Raw genomic sequence first — 20,591 nt, forward strand, 5'->3', positions numbered from 1 at the left:
ATGGCCCAAAATACTATTGATGCGCTTTTGACAAAAGCGAGAAACCTGCACGAACCTGATGTTCGTGGTGCAGTGTTTGTACTGGAAATAATAACGGCGAGTATAGCATCGCCATTTGGCAAAAGTCGTCTGATCATCCGCTAGTTAACGGTGTGTGCTTGACGTAACACTATATTTTATCTGTGGGGTCGTACCAAATTCTGTTTATCCACCATTCCTTTATATCGGTTTCGGTTTTTACTACGAACTCATCGTCCTCTTCTTTTCCTACAAGTGCTCTTGCCATAGGGGAATCAATAGAAATGTAGTCTTTTCGACCGAAAATTTCGTCGTAACCAGCGAGTCTTAGCTCTAGTACTTCGCCGGCTTCGTTCTCTATCTCTACCCAGGCCCCAAAGAACACTTTACCTTCTTGCTGTGGGTCATAATCCACCACTTTTAGGTTTTCTAAGCATTTTCGTAAGTAACGAACACGGCGATCTATCTCGCGCAGCTTCTTCTTGTTGTACTGATAATCAGCATTTTCACTGCGATCGCCAAGGCTAGCCGCCCACGTGACTTTGCGGGTTATTTCAGGCCTTTCCTCACGCCATAAAACTTCAAGCTCGTTCCTGAGTTTTGTGTAGCCTTTTCGAGTGATAAGTGGAGTCTTCACAATATCCTATAAATGAATGGTCAGTGTTTCTTTACTGTATGTGGGTAATAACAAAAAACGCAATCCCTTATTTTTATGAAAGAGCCATAACAAATAAGCCGTAGCCAAAAAGCCATAGCAAAAGAGGTATTGCAAAAGTTGGCAGTAAAAATACAGCAATGGATACTCGGGCACGCTCTAGGTCAACACGCCTTCAACAGCGCTTAAAAAAAGGAGTAACGGATATAGAGAGGATAATTTACGGTGAAATAATGAACATAAACTTTTACCCGCGTGTCACAGTATAAATAGTGAACAATTTAAGGATGGTGTTATGCAAAACAAATTATCCGTATTTTATCGTCAAAAGACCCACAATGATTCGCTCAATGTGAGCGGTACCATTCTTGGCTTTATGGTGCTGCTAACTGGCGGGTTATTACTATTTTACGCTTTTTTAGATGTGGTTGTTCGTTTAGAGAGTATTCAAACCGTTCTCTTTATATTTGCAGGAATAACAATGTATAGAATAGGCCAGTCTCTGCTTAAGCACTTTGCTAGCTTTAAGCTGCACACCGAACGCCGCCGCAGCCCTGAGCGGTAAAACAGCCTTGAGCGATAAAAACAGCCCTGAGCGATAAAAACAGCCTTGAGCGGTAAAACAGCCCTGAGCGGTAAAACATCCCTGAGCCTTAAATCAAAACAGTCTAACCACGGCAATTTAAGTCGAAAATGTTACAAGAAAAGTCGGTTACAAAGGTGAAAAATCAACGCACTGTACTATAGTTATAGAGTGATTCGAGGCACCTAGCACATTGAAATATCCACTTTACTAATTGGATACAGACGTGGTTGAACACCACTCGCTCATAGGGAAAGGTAGGCATGGAATTAGCTGACTCACTAAAACAACAAAGCCGACGTAATTAGCGTCGGCTTTCTCTTTTCTGCACTCGTGCTATTTTGTGAGGCGAAGAAAACGCCACCATAAATAGCAGATGTTACTCAGTTGGTGCTTCTGTTGCTGGTGCTTTTACTTCAAGTAGCTCAACATCAAAAATAAGTGTTGAGTTTGGCGTAATCGCTCCAGTAGCACGCTCACCGTAGGCAAGTTCTGATGGGATGTGGAAGCGGTATTTAGCGCCTTCCTTCATTAATTGAACACCCTCAGTCCAGCCAGGAATAACGCGGTTTAGTGGAAATTCAGCTGGCTCGCCTCTGTCATATGATGAGTCGAAAACAGTGCCATCTAGCAAGGTGCCACGGTAATGTACTTTAACCATGTCAGTAGCATCAGGGCTGTTGCCTTCACCTTCTTCAAGCACTTCGTATTGTAGGCCTGATTCGGTCGTGGTTACGCCATCGCGCTCTGCATTTTCTGCAAGGTACGCAACACCGGCTTCAATATTCTTTTCTGCCGCTTGTGCCGCCATTTCTTGTTGCTTAGTACGCAACATTTCTTCGCCTTGTTGAGCAATTTGTTGGATCTGCTCTGGCGTAAATTTAAGCGTGTCGTTTAAACCGTCAGTAAAGCCTTGCTTAAGTGCGTCTTGATCAAGTGCTAAACCAAGTTGTTCTTGCTGCTCAGCTCGATTAGTCACAAATAAGCCCATGCTTGCACCCATTGCGTATGCCTGCTTTTGCGTATCTGTCATTTCTTCTGCTGCAACAGAAGATGCGTTGGCATTGTCTGCGCTGGTAGTTGTAGCCTCATCTGAAGTATTAGGCTGGCAAGCGAATAGTCCAAGCGCAGCTAGTGTTGATAAGGCAACGAGCGACTTCTGCATAAAAACGTCTCCATTAATTTTTATCATCATGCTTCAATGTCTATACTGCTGCATCTAAGGCAGTGCGCACGATAGTTAAAGATGCGATATCCGTGCTATGTTAAACGTAGCGTTTACAAAGCGAAACCCATTTGATTATGTTTAGGTCCAAAATGTTCCTGAGATTATTATTACTCATCACAGCTATTTGCGGATCCGTAGGGTGTACGGTTCCTGATACTACGCCATTAAAGCAGTGGCGTCATGTTGAAGAAGGTGCATATGCGGCAGACATTTCCGCAGACGGGACCATTGCCGTTGTCTCTGGCGTTGATAACGGCATCAACGTGTGGCGTATTGGTGATAGCGAACCTCTGTACCGTTGGGGGCATCAAAGCGAAGGTAATAATCTTGTAGTGTCGGTGCATATCAGCGCAGACAAGCGATTTGTTGTTACCGCAGACAGAGTTGCGTTTGCTTTGTGGGATATGGAAACTGGCGAGCCTGTAGGGTTCTGGCGAATAGATGAATCAAACATAAGAGATGTAGCCGTTACTAATAATGGCAGAGGAATACTCGTGGCTCGCTCAAGCGGCAAAGTCATGTTTTTCGAACCCAGTACCCAGCGGCGTCTTGAGTTTTTGGGACATCAGGAAAAAGTGAACTCTATTGATATTTCGCCAAATGGCAAGTATGCGCTCACCGGTGGTAATGACTACCTTGCGTATTTATGGAGCACTGAAACTGGACAAATTTTGCATACCTTTACCCATCCCACCCGGGTCACCAAGGTAGCGTTGGACGATGAAGGGCGATTCGCCTTTACCGCCGATAGTCAAAGCAAGTCGCAAGTTTGGAATGTGCAAACCGGGCAACCTGTGAGCAGCCTAAATTACATTGCGCGGCAAAAGATATTCACCGATGTGGAGTTTTCAAAAGACGGTAAGTATTTACTTACTGGTTCGCCATCACGAAAAGCTTATCTGTGGGATATTGAAACAGGCGATCAAATTCAGTCTATTCAAGTAGCGGTGCGTGACACAATATCGCCACCTACGTCAGTTGTGTATGGCGTTGGGTTCTTGCCAAATGGTAACATAGTCACAGAAAGCAGCAGTGGCTTAGCCGAAGTGTGGCAGCGAGAGCGATAGCCAGTAGTAGCAACACCATTTGCAGGACGCGAAATAAAACGCGTGCTAAGCAGCAAAAAACCATAGAGAGCGCGATGACTCACAAACACAATGACGAAGAAAAGCGAATGGCAACGCTACAGGCGCAGTTAGACAGCGCCCATGAAAGTATTGAAGAACTGCAAACCAAAGTAGCTTTTCAAGAGTACACCATTGATTCATTAAACGACGCACTGTCCTCTCAGCAAAAGCAGTTGGATGACTTGTTGTTTAAGGTTCGTCATGTTGTGGACAGAGTAAAGTCTATCGAGCCATCAAATATGGCGAAAGAGTCTGAGGAAACACCGCCTCCTCACTTTTAATTTATAAGTAGCAAGCAGTGATGCGCTTGTGCAGCAATAGAAGGTTTAAAAAATGAGCGATTTTGATATGGATGCATTTGACATAGATGCACTTGATAATATTGACTTTGATTCAGTGGAAAAGTCGATGGCTGAAAATCAGGCCAAAAAAGATGAAAAAGACAATCAAGCTATTGAGGGCATGCGAGATGGTGCCAACGATTGTGGTGACAGCTGCACGATCTGAGAAGACCGTAATAAGAATAGCGCGACAAGAACTGCGTAATAAGAAATACGCAGTTCACTCGTTCATTTACTCAGCCACTTAGAAAGCACATTGTCTAGGCGTTCTAAGTAGCTGTGAATGTTTTTATTAGTTATAACCTCACATCCACGACTTAAAATCCCCACCTTAGTGACCACGTATTTTTTTGAAATTCGATGCCTGTAAAGCTGCAGTTTTTTTATCTGTTTTGTATCATTTTAGTTCTAGTGTTCAGGTTTAACGATGGCGTTTTTATGTCACTCTCTTTGAGGTAGCAATAAAGCTACCTCAATTTTCTATGGAGAGAAAAATGCAAACTTTAAGTAAAACAGATCTAATGGCAGTGAGTGGCGGGTGTGAGGAATACTGCTGGGGAGACTTCGAAATGGGCGACTTTGCAGCGCAGACTATAGGCGGCGGTGTTGCTGGGCTTGCTGGTGGTCCACTAGGTGCCATGGGCGGAGCCGCGGGGGCTGCTGTAGCTTACCTTTTCGGCGTTGCTTGGACTGATTAAAATGCTAACGACATTTTATTCATTTTTAGGTGCTGTAGTTGTGGGTGTCGCTATCTTGTTGGTAACCGATATCGCAACTACGTCGATAAGCGCAATTGCTGGGCTATTTATTCACTTTTTTATAGGTATTGGCTCAGGCCTTACTTTTGTAAAAGTGTATAACTACTTTGAATTGCGTGAACACCGACGGGCCTAGCGTTTGAATGAGCCCTTAAGTTAGCCCTTTAATTAACTCTTAAACTAGCGCTTTTATTAAGCGCTAGTTTAGATTCACGATTTGTGGGTTTTTGACTGAAGAGCTTGATTTAGATGTTCGATGCAAGCGCGTCGTGCGAGCTCTAAGATGAGCCCTAGCAATACACGTGCACTATTCATATAACTGGCGCATGGCATATAGCAGGCGCATGAAAACGTTCTCTTAGTGTCAGGGCAATAGGCTAGGTTTACCTAGTGAGGCTTGAATATGCCGATAACGTTCTCGCTTTCTCTTGTTACCGCGCTCACCTTTTCATCGGTTTGTGCTTCATTGTAACCACACGCCACACACTCTAACTTCTCCACATTATTTTCATAATATAAAGAAATCGTATCTAACTCTTTGCACTCAGGGCACGTTGCGCCAGCGACAAAGCGGCGTCTCACTGATTTTGACATATCTATACCTTTTGATGCGATGCCCTTATTATACCGCCAAACACGTTGCGTTGATCAGCTTTTACCTTAAGTTTTTGCTATTATACGCGCCCGAAGTTGTCCCAGCGTAGGTAAGTCATGATAAAGCTCTCAAATGTATCGCTATTGCGCGGCAGAAAAATGCTGCTAGAAGACGCATCTGCCCAGGTATTTCCTGGTCATAAAGTGGCGTTGATAGGCAGCAACGGGTGTGGAAAATCGACTTTATTTGCCCTGTTGCGCAGCGAGCTAACGGTTGATGCTGGTGATTGCAGCGTACCTGGCGACTGGCGAATAGTCAGCGTGGCTCAGGAAACGCCGGCAACAGACAGGCGAGCCATTGATTATGTGGTAGACGGCGATAAACACTTACGCACGCTTCAGGCGCAGCTTGCGTTAGCCGAACAGAAAGAAGACGGCGTACAGATTGGCCAAATTCACGGTCAGTTAGAACAGGCAGGTGCTTATGATGTTGAGTCTCGTGCGGCCACTATTCTCTCAGGTTTAGGCTTTACCAACTCACAGCTTACCGCCCCCGTTACCGACTTCTCTGGTGGGTGGCGTATGCGTTTAAACCTGGCGCAGGCCTTGTTATGTCCCTCAGACTTACTATTACTTGATGAGCCAACCAACCACTTAGATTTAGATGCGGTTATTTGGCTTGAAAAATGGCTACAGCGATTCGCTGGAACATTGCTACTTATTTCTCACGATAAGGCATTTATCGATAATACGGTTGCTCAAATCATCAGTGTAGAGCAACAAAAACTAGTGACTTATACGGGGAACTATTCTGCCTTTGAAACGCAGCGTGCCGAACGTATTCGCTTGCAAAATCTTGAGTATGATAAGCAGCAGCAAAAAGTTGCTCATCTGAACTCATTTATTACCCGTTTTAAAGCCAAAGCGAGTAAAGCAAAGCAAGCACAAAGCCGTATTAAACAGCTTGAGAAGATGGAGACTCTGCTTCCTGCGCACATGGCTAGCCCTTTTAGCTTTTCATTTGCGCCTCCATCAGCGTTGCCGAACCCGCTAGTGCAAATGGAAAAAGTGCAGCTAGGCTATGGCGAACATACCGTGCTAGAGCAGGTGAAACTCAATTTGGTTCCGGGCAGCCGTATTGGCCTTCTTGGTCGAAATGGCCAAGGTAAGTCAACGCTGATAAAGCTGCTGGCAGGCGTGCATTCGCCCAAGCAAGGCATATTCAATACAGCGAAAGGGCTTAAAATTGGGTATTTCGCTCAGCATCAGCTAGAAACCTTAGACCCCAATGCCACCCCTATACTTCACTTACAGCGACTAGATGCAAAAGCCACCGAACAGCAGTTGCGAGATTATTTGGGCGGATTTGGATTTAATGGCGACGAAGCACTCGCGCCTGTTGCCCCCATGTCTGGTGGTGAAAAAGCTCGCTTGGTGCTCGCGTTAATTGTGTATCAAAAGCCAAATTTACTGCTTTTAGATGAACCGACGAACCACCTTGATTTAGAAATGCGTCATGCCCTTAATATTGCCTTGCAAGGCTTTGAAGGCGCTATGGTGCTGGTATCGCACGATAGGTTTCTACTGAGCTCGGTGTGCGAAGACTTCTATCTTGTGGACAGTGGTCATGTGGCCTCTTTCACCGGCGACTTAGATGATTATCGAGATTGGATCTTAAAACAGCAGGCTGCTGAAAAGGCAAAAGCGAATCAAGATGCAAAAGACGAAGCGCAAGGGGAGCAAACCAGTAAGCCTGAGCGGAAACTCGATCGCAAAGAAGAAAAGCGCAAAGAAGCTGAGTTTAGAAAACAGATCGCTCCTTTAAAGCGCGCCGTAGAAAAGCATGAAAAGAATATGGAAGCCTATTCAGCCTCCCTCGCCAATGTAGAGGAGTCATTGGCAGATACCAGCCTTTACGGTGAGGACAAAAAATCTGAGCTTATGGCGTTACTCGATAAGCAGACTTCACTGAAGCAGCGTATTGAAGAAGAGGAAATGGCATGGCTGGATGCCCAAGAGCAAATAGAACAACACCGGGAAGCTTATGACATCGCAAATGGTTAGTATTGATGGTGAGATGTTTTGGCAATATAGCCTTAGCCGCTATGCCACAGGTGATGTAGCACCTTTAGCGTTGCTGCTTCAAGATCAGCATGGGGTAAACGTGAATGTGCTTTTACTGGTTTGCTGGTGTTTAGAAAACAATATCATTATTAATTTGCCCCAGTTAAAAGAGGTTATTGAGGCGGCAGCGAAAAGTGAAAGTGAGTTAAAAATACACAGAGATAAACGCAAGCTGGCCAACCCGAAGCACCGGTCAACGGTGCAAAGCTCGACTAACGCTAATGATGAAAGTAGTGCAAGCTGTGAAAAAAACGCTGAGACTTACGAGCTGCTAAAAACCCAAGAGCTAGCGCTTGAGAGGCAGCAGCAAGAAGTCATTATCGAAGCTTTTAATCAGTTAGACGTACACCGCATGTCTGCGCAGCCTTCAGGTGATGGTGCACGCATTTTAAATGCGTCTATTGCAGCGTTTATCAATGTTTATTCGCTTAGGGAAAACAGCGAGGCCCGAAGCCTTGTGAGTCAGCTTGTTAGCCAGCTCCCTTAAGCTGTTTTTGTTGTGAAGAAATGATTAAGACGAAAATTGAAATAAGAAGCCTAAAATAAGAAGCATTAAAATAAGAAGCCATAATGAGTAAGTTAGCGAGAGCACACGGAAAAATAATTAAAAGTAGCTTCACCGTTCCTGGGTGGGCTAAAAATCGTCACGTGCAGACAATATGGCCACGGTTTATTCAAAAACGGTTGCCATTAGCCTATCAAATGGAGCGATTAACCCTTCCTGATGATGACTTTGTTGATGTAGCGTGGGGCCCGAAACCACAGGAAACAGCAGGCATCGTTGTTCTTTTTCACGGGTTAGAGGGAAGCATTAAGTCTCACTATGCCAACGATATGATGGCACAGCTGTCGGTAAACGGCTGGCAGGTGGTGATGATGCACTATCGCGGTTGCAGTGGTGTACCTAACTTAAATGCCCGAGCCTATCACAGCGGTGAAACCGGCGATCCTAGCTTTTTCTTAGAGTGGCTTAGCGATAAGTTTCCGCGTATTCCCAAAGTGGCTATTGGCTTTTCTTTAGGCGGTAATATGCTGCTTAAGTTGTTAGGCGAAAATCCAGCACAGAAGTGGCTTCAAGCCGCTGTTGCCATTTCATCGCCACTGAAACTGGCGGAGTGTGCAAAGTCGATTAACCACGGTTTTTCTCGGGTGTATCAAAAGTACTTACTAAACAGTATGAAAAGCACGCTGCGCCAGAAAATGGAATATATCGACTATCGAAAGCTTATTCAGCTTACAAAAGAAGACGTTGACGATATGACCAGTTTTACGCAGTTTGACGAAAAAATAACGGCGCCACTTCATGGTTTTGAAGATGCGCAAGATTATTATGAGAAGTGCAGTGCGTATCACTTTTTGAGCGCTATACACTGTCGCACGCTAGTACTGCATAGCATTGACGATCCTTTCATGAATCACCTCATTGTGCCGAAAGAAGAAGAGCTAGCTAGAAACGTAACCGTTGAATTAAGCGAACGGGGTGGGCATGTAGGTTTTATGCAAGGCTCTGTATTCAATCCCCGAGTATGGCTACATGAAAGAGTGAAGCAGTTTGTCAGCGAAGTGCTGCCAATAGACAGTACATGCAGCTATTCAAGCCGTAGCTACTGAGGTCTTTGTGGGTGAGTGCTGTGAAATTTATAAATTGGAGCAAATATGATAATTCCTATCGAAGCACTAGAGGCCGATACGGTTTATAGCTTGGCCGAATCGTTTGTGCTGCGGGAAGGTACAGATTACGGCGAGCAAGAAACTGAATTTAACACTAAGGTACAGCAGGTACTCGATGGCTTAAAGTCGGGAGAAGCGGTACTGGTGTATTCAGAATTACACGAAAGTGTGGATATAAAGCGTAAAGAGGATTTATTGCCCGAAGACAAAGCGGGTGAATAGAAAGCGCTGAATAAAAAAGCCGGGTCGAGCAACCCGGCTAACCTTCCTGAGGAGAGGGAGGCTTAAAACGCGTAACGAGCCGTTACTTGCATAATATCTAGCTCATCAATTAATTCATAGCTGGCGCCAACTGCCCACTGAGGCGTAATGTAGTAATTCGCTCCTACCTTAATCGTTGCTTCACCACCGTCTACATCGTAATAGCCAACTTCACCGGCTAATTCTATTTGCTCTGTGACCATAGAGCGAAGCCCAGCGTTCACGCTGTAGCCATTATCATCGTCTATGTCGCCGTCTACTCGCTCAAGGTTCGCGCCGAAGTAAGCATCTGTAGTGGCATTTACTGGAAGTCGATAGCCAGCACCAACGGTTATCATATCAAAATCGAAATTGCCTTCTTCAAAAAAGCTGTATTCACCGTTTAAGTACCAATTGCTATTAAGAAGGTATTTGCCACTAGCGGTAAACCCATCAGGCTCAAACGATTCGTTGTTATCAAAATCTAGCTTTGTATAGCCTCCTTCTACATAGCGCCAATCTGGCTTATCGGCTAAAGCAGTAGCAGGGGCAAAAGCGGCGGTAAATGCGACAAGCGCAGACGTTGAAGCGAGAAGTGAGATTGCTTTGTTCATGTAATAACTCCTTAGTATGTTCAGTACCTATTTCATAAAACAAGCGTGATTATGAAGGTGTGCTTAAGCTCGGTTTATCCTTAGGCTGCATCAGCTATAAGGGGGGAACCGCCGATATACGACGCTTAAACAGAATGCCTAATAGTGAACTGAATAAAAAATGACGATGACATGCAAAATATGAAAATTTTACGTTTTACCGTGTCATCCTCGTCCTACTGACAATTTACCTATTCTAAGAGCAAGGTCTTTGCCAACTCGCTTCTTAAATCCAAGTTAATATACTTTTTATATTTAACGTGATGAAAAACAAAGGAAATATATAAGTATTTAATGTGGCTAGTCGATATTTAGATAAAAGAACAGCGATATGCTGTGAATGGTAGATGCAAAAACTGTCTCTAAAAAACAACAGTTTTCATGTGAAATAGTAGATGGCTAAGGTCTTTCAATTAGAAAATATTAGCGCGGCGAGTGTGTTGATATCTTTTTTACCCTTTTAAATAATTGAAAATATTGAGTATTATTATATTTAGTTGTCTTTTTGAACGCGTTGGAACGTGTCTTGCTCATCCCCTGTGAGAGTTATTGCATTTGAGAGTAGACGCAGAGTTTTAGTTTTCCCTTTACTGCGTTAATCCAAAGGAAAGGAATAGAGCACCTTTCTACTGCTTAGATAATTAAGCAGCTGCGATAGCCCATTACCCAAAGGAGAGGAAAATGGCCGAGCCACGTTTATCAATTATCATGCGAAATATAGTTAAGCAACACGTATCTATAAGCTGTGCAATGCCCCGTGCATTGGTTTACGTTTCAAGCATTTTAGCGTTTATTGTTTTACCAAGTGCAATGGCGACAACTGTTAACGATAATAATCAGCCGCAGAAAGCGTCACCGGTTCTACAATCTGTTATTGATGCAGCCAAAGTTTCTGCAAGTGAAAGTTATGAACAAGACGATCATAACTTGGACAGTAAGCTCAAGGAAATTGACTACCAAACATACCGTTCTATTCGTTTTCAACCTGAGCAAAGTCTTTGGCATCAAGAAAACGACTACGAGCTTCAATTTTTTCACCCAGGCTTTCTTTACGAATATCCCGTTACTATTCATACCATCGGGAGCAGTAATACCCCCGAGCGTTTAGCCTTTGACAGCGAGATGTTCAGCTACGATGGACAATCATCAGCACTTAAAGGGTTAACTGATGAGAACTCAGGGTTTGCGGGTTTCCGCGTTCACTACCCTATTAAAAGTGATGAGTATAAAGATGAATTTGCCGTTTTTTTGGGCGCTTCTTATTTTCGCTTAGTGGGGAAAAACCAAGTATACGGAATTTCTGCACGAGGCCTCGCCATTGATACGGCATTAACCAAGGGTGAAGAGTTTCCTCACTTTACCGAATTTTGGATAGTGGAGCCTAGCAAAAAAGGAACAGAGACGGGCCAGCCAATTACCATTTATGCCCGTTTGGAAAGTCCATCTGTCGCTGGCGCTTATAAATTTGTTATCGAGCCAGGTGAAGACACTTCCGTTGAGGTTGAGAGCTGGTTGTTTGCTCGCGAAGACGTAGAAAAGCTTGGCGTTGCTCCGTTTACTAGTATGTTTTTGTACGGCGAAAATACACAACAGCGTCATGACGACTACCGTCCTGAAGTGCACGATAGCGATGGTGTATTAATGGTAACTCATGCCGATGAAGAAATTTTCAGACCGTTAACAAACCCGTCTCGCCTGCAAATTACTTCACTAAGCGACAGTAAGCCTAAGGGCTTCGGTATGTTACAGCGCGATGGGCAATGGGATAACTACCTAGACGCAGAGGCAAACTACCATATTCGCCCTGGACTTTGGGTTACGCCTCGAGAAGGTTTTGATAAAGGCCGTTTAGAGGTTGTTGAAATTCCGACTACCTCTGAAATTCACGATAATATTGTTGCGTTTTGGACACCAGGAGAGCCGTTTAACGAAGGCGATTCAATGTATTTCTCCTACGAACTTAAAACGGTAGAGCAACACCCCTTTGAAAGTGCCTTAGCCACTGTAGAGCGCACTAGACAAGGTAGCGCAGTATTGCCTGGTGATGAGTTTAAAGATGAGTCTTTGGCAACCACACGTCAGTTTACCGTTGACTTCTTAGCGCCAAAGGCAAAAGCGTTTGATGATAAAACCACAAAACTCGTAGTGCAAAGCGCAAACGGCACGGTATCTCAACAGCGTTTATACCCCGTAGCAGATGGTGCAGAGTGGCGGGCTACCTTCTTTATGCAGCCAACGGAAAATCAAACCACTGATATGCGTGCTTATATTGAGCAGGACGGCAAGCGAGTGAGCGAGGTATGGAATTATGTCTACCAACCTAAATAAATCGATGGAAGCTAATCAGCAGTCAGGGCCGTCATCAGAAATCAGATCGTCACGTAACCAGATCATCAAAGGAGCACATATGCGTTTATTTATAATGGCAATGCTCGTTATTCCGAGCACGGCGCTGGCCGGTTGGAGTTTGTATGAGATATTTTTACCTAATGGATTAACAAACTTAGAAATTGCACAACTTGGACTTGGCTTAACCCTTTTCGCTTGGCTGTGTATGGCATTTTGGACAGGAATAATTGGATTCGTTTTACAGCTGTTCAATATCGACCCGCTGAGTTTGAAAAAGAAATTGGCGGCACCCGAAGCAAGCGTTGCTTTAACGCAGCGCCACGCCGTAGTTATGCCAGTTTATAACGAAGATACCAAGCGCATTATGGTTGGTTTCGAGACGTGTATCCGCGAGCTTATGGACGGTGACAGCAAAGAAAACTTTGACTTTTACATGCTAAGCGACACGCGAGATAGCGATAAAGCCGAAGCAGAGCTGCATGCATTTGCACGTTTGCAAAAACGTTTAGGTGAATACGCTGGGCAGGTTTTCTATCGCCGCCGTGAAAATAACACCCATAGAAAAGTGGGTAATCTTAAAGAGTTCTGTGAGCGCTGGGGCGGTAATTACGAATCTATGATTGTGCTAGATGCCGATAGTGTAATGACTGGCGAACGCATGGAAGATTTAGCAAAGCGTATTGAACAAGCACCTGATACCGCGTTAATTCAAACCATTCCTATGCCGGTGCGCCAAGATACGTTTTTCGGGCGTTTCGTGCAATTTGCAGCACACTTATATAGCCCTATGCTGGCTACAGGTCTCTCTTTTTGGCAAACCGACAGCGCCAACTATTGGGGCCACAACGCTATTATCCGTATAGCGCCGTTTATGCAGCACTGTGGTCTTCCTACCCTTGAGGGACGTGCACCGTTTGGCGGTGAAGTATTGAGTCATGACTTCGTTGAAGCGGCGTTACTGTCACGTGCTGGATGGCAGGCGTATTTGCTAACCGATACAACGGGAAGCTATGAAGAAGTACCTAGCAATATCGTCGATTATGCCATTCGCGATCGTCGTTGGGTTCAAGGCAACATTCAGCATCTTGGCTTGCTTAACGTGAAAGGCCTCAAAACGGCTAACCGTTTGCATTTCCTATTTGGCGCGTTTGCCTATATTTCATCGCTTATTCTGTTTTGCATGCTGGCACTAGGTACAGCCGATGCGCTAATTCGCGCAACAACAGTGCCTGACTTCTTCATGTCTGAATATCAGTTATTTCCAAGTTGGCAGGTGGCTAGACAAGATATGATGATGGTGACCATGTGGGGCACAGCAGCACTGTTGTTTTTACCTAAGTTACTTGGTATTACACTTGCCTTAATTAAGCGCAGAAGTGAGTTTGGCGGCGCGTGGTCGTTGATTAAAGGTGCATCCCTTGAACTTGTTATGGCTGTGCTTATTGCACCACTTATGATGTTTTACCATAGTTACTTTGTTATCAGTGTGTTCGTCGGGTTTTCAGTAAAATGGGAAGCTCAGGAGCGTGAAGGGCGCAAAGTACCTTGGTCTGTCGCCATTAAGCACACGCAAATTATGAGTGCACTAGCCATAGCTTGGGGTGTAACAACGTTTTATTTCACACCATCGCTGTTTATGTGGTTGCTTCCTGTGCTAACAGGCATGGTGCTAGCGGCCCCTGTTATTCGCCTTACAAGTAGTGACGTGCTGGGTAAAACAATGCGTAAGTGGGGTGTGTTTGTTATTGGTGAAGAGGTGAGCGAGTGTAAGGCGCTTAAACGTCTTGATGTAGCAATGAAACATTTTACCATTTCTCACTTCGCTACCCCTAAGCATAATGTTTCTGCACCTGCTTTACCTGAGAGCTTATGGCTAACCATGCCTGAGCAGGCGTTAAATCAACAACCGACTCCTAGAAAGCCTGTGCTTGTTGCACAAGGTTAGGGTTTTAAACGTTGATCCCTTTAAGGGGGTCTAAGAGCCCTAGCCCTTAACAGAATCTCTACAAAGAGCCCTAGAAGGACAGCCACAAACAAAAAAGCCGCTTTTCTAAGCGGCTTTTTTTATTTGTGCTGTGAGCTTTCAGTCTATGGGAACTAGCGTGTAAGAGCTAGCGGTTAAGCGTCACTGAAAACGTAATCGGCACCGTGGTTGTTATGCTCTTCAAACCAGCAATTTTTTGCAAAGCAGCAACGCCCTGGGCTAGTCCAAATGATTCAGCTTTAATGAGCGTAGGTGCGCTAGTTGAAACAGTCAGCGTATCAGCATCAACTTGGCTAATAGTCACTGCAAATGCAGTGGGTACTGCCTTACCGTGTAGCGTTAGTATGCCGTCTACCTTACCTTTCATCACTTCACCCGATTTAAGCTGCATCATAGGTTTGGTTAAGGTTGCTTCAAAGTTTGCCGTTGCGAACTCACTCACGTTAAACAGCATTTCTTGCATGCGTTTGTTGCGAATGTCTATTGCCGTATTAACCGATGAAAGGTCTACCTCAACGTTAAGCTTACCCTTGTCTGATAGGGTGCCTTTGAAACTATCGAATTGATGCACTTCAGTGACTTGCGCGTTTTTAGTCGAAATGAAATGTAATGCGCTAGTATCTTTGTTAATTGTCCAATCTGCAGACGCGTTAAACGAGAGTCCACATGCCAGTAAAGCGGTTGATAATGTGCGAACGTACTTTGCCATCGTTTGATTACTCCTGTTGATGCATTAATTTCGTTTGGCATTGACTACATGAAAAAGCCAACGAAATCTATTGGGTAGCAATACGGCTAAATTGCACGGTCTACTGTGGGTAAACCGTGAGGATATTTATGCGATATTCAAAAACTCATACGTCTTATTTTGTGTATGGGTTTTCAAAGTCATCATACTTCACAATGTCCTGCCATGGCACGCGTTGATCGCCCATTACCACAAAATCTGGGTTCTCTAGCGAATGTCGCTTGTTATACGTCAGCGGTTCAAAGTTTGCCGTAGTAATACTGCCTCCAGCTTCAGATACAATGCACTGAGAAGCGCCGGTATCCCATTCGCCTGTAATGCCAATACGCATAAATACATCTGCTTTACCTTCAGCGATAAAACACGCTTTCAGCGAGCAGCTTCCAAGAGGCAGCATGTTGTAGATACGTTTAGCACACATTCGGTTGAGCACTTTCTCACGGGACTGACGTCGGCTAATTGCAATCATAACAACGCTACTTTTAGGGTCGCTCAACTTGCGTACCGAAATAGGCTTATCGCCTTCTGGCGTAGACTTAAATGCCCCTTTACCCTTTTGCGCGTAATAAATTGATTGCCCTGGGGGCCAAAAAATAACGCCAATAGTAGGTTCGTTGTTTTCAATTAATGCAATGTTCACGGCAAAGTCACCGCTGCGAGCAATAAATTCTTGCGTCCCGTCTATGGGGTCAATAAGCCAGTAGCGAGTCCAGTGTTTTCGCTCGTCTAAACTCGCGTGCTTATTTTCTTCAGAAAGAATAGGAATGTCTGGGGTCGCTTCTGACAATCGTTTATTAATGATGTCGTTCGCAAGGTAGTCGGCACTGGTAACCGGTGAGTCATCGTCTTTCTGATACGCGTCAAAGTCGCGATTTTCATATACTTCTAAGACTGCTTTGCCGGCTTCTATTGCAACTTCTTTTGCCAATTCTAGTAGGTCGGGGTGGGCATCGTCGGGCATAGTTTATTGTTCCTTTAACCACTTCTGAGCTAAAAATAGAGCAGCAATACAACGGGCTTCAACAAAATCTTCTCGTGCAAGTAAAGCATCTGACTCAGCAATCGGCCAGTTTATTACCTCTAAAGGTTCAGGCTCGTCGCCTTCAAGTGTTTTCGGATAAAGATCTCGTGCCATCACAATTGTCATGCTGGCATTAAAGAAGGTAGGCGCCATACTTACTTGATGTAGCTCGGTAAGCTCCTTGGCGGCAAAACCTGCTTCCTCTTGAAGCTCTCTGTTCGCGGCTTCAAGCGCAGTTTCACCAGGGTCAATAAGGCCTTTTGGAAAACCGAGTTGGTAGGAATGTGTGCCGGCTGCATACTCTCTGATAAGTACCATGGTATCGGCATCTAGCATCGGGACAATCATTACGGCACCGCGATTTCCGCCAGCCATACGCTCAAATTGACGGGTTTCACCGTTAGAAAATTCTAAATCTAAACTTTCTACCCTGAAGAGATTGCTTTGTGCCACAATCTTACGAGAATGAATTTGTGGTAATGCTTTATTTGGGTCAATTTTTCGCATGTCTCTCGCTACATCTTTGTTATCATGTTCATTGAATTGCTCATATTCTAGCTTACTTCATTATAAGGAAAATCGCTTGCCCTTTCTGCCCTGGAATGAAATAGACACCGTACTGCTTGATATGGACGGTACACTACTGGATTTACATTACGATAATCAGTTCTGGTTGTATCACCTTCCCAAACGATTAGCTGAAATTCGCGGTATTTCAGAAGCGCAAAGCCAAGCCGAAATGAAAAAGCGCTACGACAGCGTTTTTGGTCAAATTCAATGGTATTGTCTTGATTACTGGGCTGAGTCTCTATCCCTAGATTTAGACTCTGAGTTTATGCCGCTAAAACGCGAGTTGTCTCACTTGCTCTCTATTCGCGAAGATACGGTCCCATTTTTAAACGCACTGCACACTTCTGGTCGCCAAGTGGTACTTGTAACTAATGCCCACCCGAATAGCTTGGCCTTAAAGTTAGAGCATACCCAGTTAGACGAGCATATAGATAATCTTATCTCCACTCATGAATTTGGGGTAACGAAAGAATCTCAATTGCTATGGCAACGTTTACAGGAGCGGGTTCAGTTTACTAATGAGCGAACGCTGTTTGTCGATGATTCTTTGCCTATACTGAACGCGGCTAAAACGTTTGGTATTAAACATTTACTGGCGGTGGACAATCCTGACCGCACCTTGCCAGACAGAAATATAACCGAGTTTCCCGCGGTGCGTGACTATCGTTTGATGGTTGATGACATTGTTAATAACCCGGTTACAAGGAGCTAGGCATGATTCCTGACACCATTTACGTAGGGTCTAAAAACCCGGTAAAGATCAACGCTGCGCTTAATACCTTATCTGACACGTTAGAGCATGATTTTGATGCTGAGGGTATATCGGTAGAAAGTGGCGTGGCTGAGCAGCCCATGTCTGAAGCAGAAACCCGTGAGGGTGCTATCAACAGAGTGAAAGCCATGCTGAGCCTGCATGAAGGTGGCTTTCCAGATTCATGGTATGTCGCCATAGAGGGCGGTGTGGATGTGTTTGAAGATGGCCCCGCAACCTTTGCGTATGTGGCTATTTACCACGAGGGGCATTGGTCGGTTACGCGAAGTGCAAGTTTGCCCCTTCCTGTAGCGGTGTTTCAAGCACTACAGCGCGGGGAAGAGCTCGGCCCGGTAATGGATGCCTTGTTTGATACTGTAAATGTAAAGCAAAAAGGCGGTGCCATTGGTCTGCTTACGCTGAATCACGCTACCCGCCAAAGTGTTTATGAAGTGGCGCTTACCCTGGCAATGGCAAAATTTCACTTTCCCGACCTCTACACCGATTAGCCATTTAGTGGTTCCCTTTGTTTTTTGGCGCCTTTTGCCCTCTTTGTTCTCTTTGAGTTAGCCACAAAAAAAGCTTATGCATCCCTAATTTTCACCTTGATGTAAAAGGCCTTTGCAAAAACGCAGCGCAAAGGTCCGCACGCTAAGATAACTAAAAGGCAGTTTCCCCTTCTATGTATGCTTAATCGTAAGCGTATTTACATCAATTTTCTGAAATCTTTACCTTTACTCGTAATCTTTTCCCAATATTTATTCTTATTGCTTTATAGGCTGGAGCGTAATTTATGAATTTAAGTTATTGAATTTAAAAGTTTATTTTTATTTTATACTTGTTGGCGTTGTAGTTGCACTACCTAGTTCATCAACAGAACAAGGAGTTTGACAATGAGCGAGACAATTAAGACGTATAACCCGACTACTGGTGAGCAACTTGATCATTATCAATTGATATCAGTGGAAGATGCCGAACAAGCGGTAACACGCTCTCATGAAGCTTATCTAAATTGGAAGAAAACTTCCTTTGGTGCGCGAGCCGAAATTTTTAATAACTTAGCGGATTTGATGGAAGAACGCATCGACGACCTTGCTAACTTAATGACGCTTGAAATGGGTAAAGTAGCGGAACAGGGCAAGCAAGAAGTACAGCTTTGTGCCGAGATTTGTCGATATACCGCCGAACATGGCGCATCATTTTTAGAAGATGAAGCGCGTGTATATGAAGGCGGTAAAGCTATTATTACGTATCAGCCCACGGGCGTTATCTTAGGTATTCAGCCTTGGAACTTCCCGCTATATCAAGTGATACGTTATAGCGCATCGAACATTATGGCCGGTAACACAACCGTGCTTAAACATGCGCAAAACGTGTTTGGTATGGCACAAGCTATTCAGCAACTTTACGAAGATGCAGGCTTTCCAAAAAATGTGTACCAATCGCTGATGATCGACGGCAGCACAGCAAGTGGACTGATAAAACATAAGCATGTTCGTGGTGTGACCTTTACCGGAAGTGACAGCGTTGGTAAGCAGGTGGCGAAAGAAGCTGCAGGCGAATCGAAAAAGACGGTAATGGAATTAGGCAGTAATGACGCCTTCATCGTATTGGCTGATGCCGATATCGATAATGCAGTGGAAATGTGCATTAAAGGCCGAGTGATTAATAACGGTGAAACCTGTGTGGCAGCAAAACGTTTTGTCATTTCAGATAGTGTATACGATGAATTTAGAGATAAATTTGTTGCGCAGTGTAAAAAGCTAACGGTAGGTGACCCTTCAAAAGAAGGGACAGACTTAGGGCCCATGGCTCGTGAAGATTTACGTGACGAATTGCATGACCAAGTTAAAGAGTCTTTAGATGCGGGTGCAACCCTATCTTTAGGTGGCGAAGTGCCTGATGCAGCTGGCTACTTTTACCCAGTGACGGTATTAGAAAACGTATCGCCTGGTATGCCAGCCTATGATGACGAATTGTTTGGCCCAGTAGCCTCACTAATTCGTGCCCGTGACGATAAGCAAGCCATGGAAATTGCGAACGATTCGCGCTATGGACTTGGCGGCGGTATTTTTAGTACCGATACAGATAACGCCATTGCGCTTGCTAAAAATGAGTTTGATACCGGTATGGTAAATATCAACGGCTATTCACTCGCACAGCCTAACTTACCCTTCGGTGGTGTAAAAGACAGTGGTTATGGTCGAGAGCACGGCGGTTATGGTATTCGTGAGTTTGTGAATATCAAAACGATTATGGTAGCGAGTAACTAGGCCTCGTCGAATATGTAGAATCCACTTCACCGGCGCTTAACGCAGTGAATATAGTTGAAGGCAGAGTGTAAAACTCTGCCTTTTTTTATGGGTTAAGCACTTCTCAGTATATGCATTGGTTTCTCAGTGTACTCGTGCTATACCTATGATATTCCTATAAGTAGTACTAGGCGACTCCGCTTACTGTCTATAAATGCTGCATTTTGAAAAGCACACTGCATATGACAATCACTAGATTTACGCTATTTTGCTCGCTCATTATCGCGTTGCTAGTCGTTGCTCAGCACCTATCAAATCCTTTGCATATAGAATTTTCGACGTTCGAGCAGGAAGTCAAAAATAAGTTTGGTGATGAAAGAGCGTTTGTTGTCGATGCGTTAGCAGAAACACTTTTATTGCTAAAAAATAAAAGCGACGAAGAAAAACTAATCGGCGTAAATACATTTTTTGATAAACATATTGAATATGCGCTCGATGCTGACATATTCAACGAACAAGACTACTGGGCTACCCCTGCCGAGCTTATCGGTCATTCAAAGGGTGACTGTGAAGATTTCGCAATTGCAAAGTACGTTGCTCTGCTACACTTGGGCATAGATAGAGACAAGCTTAGGCTCATATACGTCAAAGCCAAAATTGGCAGGAGTCGGATTACTCAGGCGCACATGGTACTGGGCTATTACGATATGCCATCTTCAGACCCATTGGTTTTAGATAGCCTTATCTCAAGTGTATTACCTGGATCTCAACGAACAGATCTTGTCCCTGTTTTTAGTTTTAATGACTCAGGCATATGGCAACCGGGTCAGGTAAGTCAGGTGTCAAGTTCAACCAGTCGTCTATCAAAATGGCGCGATGTTATTGAGCGAATGAAGCAAGAAGGTATTAGCAGAAGGTCATAAA

The 20,591-nt window shown here is 44.4% G+C and carries 24 protein-coding genes; 17 read left to right on the forward strand and 7 right to left on the reverse strand.

Features of this window, described 5'->3' with window-relative positions; all coding sequences use genetic code 11:
* Window positions 1–144, forward strand: coding sequence for a hypothetical protein (locus JV36_RS19710; RefSeq protein ID WP_160173348.1), 144 nt, complete (start codon window positions 1–3; stop codon window positions 142–144).
* 25 nt (window positions 145–169) lie between these two features.
* Here JV36_RS19710 and greB read toward each other — a convergent pair whose 3' ends face one another.
* Window positions 170–655, reverse strand: coding sequence for a transcription elongation factor GreB (gene greB, locus JV36_RS0112000; RefSeq protein WP_032095307.1), 486 nt, complete (start codon window positions 653–655; stop codon window positions 170–172).
* A gap of 313 nt (window positions 656–968) precedes the next feature.
* Between greB and JV36_RS0112005 the strand changes: the two genes are divergently transcribed.
* On the forward strand, window positions 969–1,238 hold the full coding sequence (locus tag JV36_RS0112005) for a hypothetical protein (protein ID WP_032095308.1): 270 nt from the start codon (window positions 969–971) through the stop codon (window positions 1,236–1,238).
* A 397-nt stretch (window positions 1,239–1,635) separates the two neighbouring features.
* On the opposite strand, the gene fkpA is transcribed toward JV36_RS0112005, so the two are convergent.
* On the reverse strand, window positions 1,636–2,421 hold the full coding sequence (gene fkpA / locus JV36_RS0112010; protein WP_032095309.1) for an FKBP-type peptidyl-prolyl cis-trans isomerase: 786 nt from the start codon (window positions 2,419–2,421) through the stop codon (window positions 1,636–1,638).
* A gap of 152 nt (window positions 2,422–2,573) precedes the next feature.
* Between fkpA and JV36_RS0112015 the strand changes: the two genes are divergently transcribed.
* From JV36_RS0112015 to JV36_RS0112030, 5 genes are all read left to right on the forward strand, one after another.
* On the forward strand, window positions 2,574–3,551 hold the full coding sequence (locus JV36_RS0112015; protein WP_052010090.1) for a WD40 repeat domain-containing protein: 978 nt from the start codon (window positions 2,574–2,576) through the stop codon (window positions 3,549–3,551).
* 107 nt (window positions 3,552–3,658) lie between these two features.
* Window positions 3,659–3,892, forward strand: coding sequence for a SlyX family protein (locus JV36_RS0112020; protein ID WP_052010099.1), 234 nt, complete (start codon window positions 3,659–3,661; stop codon window positions 3,890–3,892).
* Window positions 3,893–3,944: 52 nt separating this feature from the next.
* Entirely contained in the window at window positions 3,945–4,118 is a 174-nt protein-coding gene (locus JV36_RS19785) for a hypothetical protein (RefSeq protein ID WP_200883155.1), read from the forward strand.
* A gap of 328 nt (window positions 4,119–4,446) precedes the next feature.
* Window positions 4,447–4,650: a hypothetical protein gene (locus JV36_RS0112025; protein WP_052010091.1), complete on the forward strand. Its 204-nt coding sequence runs from the start codon at window positions 4,447–4,449 to the stop codon at window positions 4,648–4,650.
* A 1-nt stretch (window position 4,651) separates the two neighbouring features.
* Window positions 4,652–4,846, forward strand: a complete 195-nt coding sequence (locus tag JV36_RS0112030) for a hypothetical protein (protein WP_032095311.1) — start codon at window positions 4,652–4,654, stop codon at window positions 4,844–4,846.
* 251 nt (window positions 4,847–5,097) lie between these two features.
* Here JV36_RS0112030 and JV36_RS0112035 read toward each other — a convergent pair whose 3' ends face one another.
* On the reverse strand, window positions 5,098–5,304 hold the full coding sequence (locus JV36_RS0112035) for a YheV family putative zinc ribbon protein (protein WP_032095312.1): 207 nt from the start codon (window positions 5,302–5,304) through the stop codon (window positions 5,098–5,100).
* A gap of 117 nt (window positions 5,305–5,421) precedes the next feature.
* On the opposite strand from JV36_RS0112035, the gene JV36_RS0112040 reads away from it, so the two are divergent.
* The 4 genes from JV36_RS0112040 (at window position 5,422) to JV36_RS0112055 (ending at window position 9,321) form a co-directional block, all read left to right on the forward strand.
* Window positions 5,422–7,368 (forward strand): ATP-binding cassette domain-containing protein, encoded by a 1,947-nt coding sequence (locus JV36_RS0112040; protein WP_032095313.1) that lies wholly within the window; start codon window positions 5,422–5,424, stop codon window positions 7,366–7,368.
* Window positions 7,349–7,915 (forward strand): TIGR02444 family protein, encoded by a 567-nt coding sequence (locus tag JV36_RS0112045; protein WP_032095314.1) that lies wholly within the window; start codon window positions 7,349–7,351, stop codon window positions 7,913–7,915. Before JV36_RS0112040 ends, JV36_RS0112045 begins: the two co-directional genes overlap by 20 nt.
* A gap of 83 nt (window positions 7,916–7,998) precedes the next feature.
* Window positions 7,999–9,039 (forward strand): hydrolase, encoded by a 1,041-nt coding sequence (locus tag JV36_RS0112050; RefSeq protein WP_032095315.1) that lies wholly within the window; start codon window positions 7,999–8,001, stop codon window positions 9,037–9,039.
* A 45-nt stretch (window positions 9,040–9,084) separates the two neighbouring features.
* Complete coding sequence (locus JV36_RS0112055; protein WP_032095316.1) at window positions 9,085–9,321, forward strand: YheU family protein; 237 nt, start codon at window positions 9,085–9,087, stop codon at window positions 9,319–9,321.
* Between the two features lie 62 nt (window positions 9,322–9,383).
* Here the strand turns inward: JV36_RS0112055 and JV36_RS0112060 are convergent, their stop codons facing one another.
* Entirely contained in the window at window positions 9,384–9,953 is a 570-nt protein-coding gene (locus tag JV36_RS0112060; protein ID WP_032095317.1) for an outer membrane beta-barrel protein, read from the reverse strand.
* Window positions 9,954–10,673: 720 nt separating this feature from the next.
* Here JV36_RS0112060 and JV36_RS0112065 point away from each other — a divergent pair.
* Together JV36_RS0112065 and mdoH are read left to right on the forward strand one after the other, a co-directional pair.
* Entirely contained in the window at window positions 10,674–12,320 is a 1,647-nt protein-coding gene (locus tag JV36_RS0112065) for a glucan biosynthesis protein G (RefSeq protein WP_032095318.1), read from the forward strand.
* A 4-nt stretch (window positions 12,321–12,324) separates the two neighbouring features.
* Window positions 12,325–14,286, forward strand: coding sequence for a glucans biosynthesis glucosyltransferase MdoH (gene mdoH, locus JV36_RS0112070; RefSeq protein ID WP_268746585.1), 1,962 nt, complete (start codon window positions 12,325–12,327; stop codon window positions 14,284–14,286).
* 166 nt (window positions 14,287–14,452) lie between these two features.
* Here mdoH and JV36_RS0112075 read toward each other — a convergent pair whose 3' ends face one another.
* The 3 genes from JV36_RS0112075 to nudE all read right to left on the reverse strand — a co-directional run bounded on the left by JV36_RS0112075 (window position 14,453) and on the right by nudE (window position 16,601).
* Window positions 14,453–15,034 carry a YceI family protein gene (locus tag JV36_RS0112075; RefSeq protein ID WP_052010092.1) on the reverse strand — a complete coding sequence of 194 codons (582 nt, stop codon included), beginning with the start codon at window positions 15,032–15,034 and terminating at the stop codon, window positions 14,453–14,455.
* Window positions 15,035–15,188: 154 nt separating this feature from the next.
* Window positions 15,189–16,034 (reverse strand): 3'(2'),5'-bisphosphate nucleotidase CysQ, encoded by an 846-nt coding sequence (gene cysQ / locus JV36_RS0112080; RefSeq protein ID WP_032095320.1) that lies wholly within the window; start codon window positions 16,032–16,034, stop codon window positions 15,189–15,191.
* Window positions 16,035–16,037: 3 nt separating this feature from the next.
* Window positions 16,038–16,601, reverse strand: coding sequence for an ADP compounds hydrolase NudE (gene nudE / locus JV36_RS0112085; protein ID WP_032095321.1), 564 nt, complete (start codon window positions 16,599–16,601; stop codon window positions 16,038–16,040).
* A gap of 76 nt (window positions 16,602–16,677) precedes the next feature.
* Between nudE and yrfG the strand changes: the two genes are divergently transcribed.
* From yrfG to JV36_RS0112105, 4 genes are all read left to right on the forward strand, one after another.
* Window positions 16,678–17,376, forward strand: a complete 699-nt coding sequence (gene yrfG, locus JV36_RS0112090; protein ID WP_032095322.1) for a GMP/IMP nucleotidase — start codon at window positions 16,678–16,680, stop codon at window positions 17,374–17,376.
* A 2-nt stretch (window positions 17,377–17,378) separates the two neighbouring features.
* On the forward strand, window positions 17,379–17,924 hold the full coding sequence (gene yjjX, locus JV36_RS0112095) for an inosine/xanthosine triphosphatase (RefSeq protein WP_032095323.1): 546 nt from the start codon (window positions 17,379–17,381) through the stop codon (window positions 17,922–17,924).
* 384 nt (window positions 17,925–18,308) lie between these two features.
* Window positions 18,309–19,688 (forward strand): NAD-dependent succinate-semialdehyde dehydrogenase, encoded by a 1,380-nt coding sequence (locus JV36_RS0112100; RefSeq protein ID WP_032095324.1) that lies wholly within the window; start codon window positions 18,309–18,311, stop codon window positions 19,686–19,688.
* Between the two features lie 221 nt (window positions 19,689–19,909).
* Entirely contained in the window at window positions 19,910–20,590 is a 681-nt protein-coding gene (locus JV36_RS0112105) for a transglutaminase-like cysteine peptidase (RefSeq protein WP_032095325.1), read from the forward strand.
* The last annotated feature ends 1 nt before the right edge of the window (window position 20,591 follow it).

The organism is Alteromonas sp. LOR (assembly GCF_000753865.1).
Classification (GTDB): domain Bacteria; phylum Pseudomonadota; class Gammaproteobacteria; order Enterobacterales; family Alteromonadaceae; genus Alteromonas.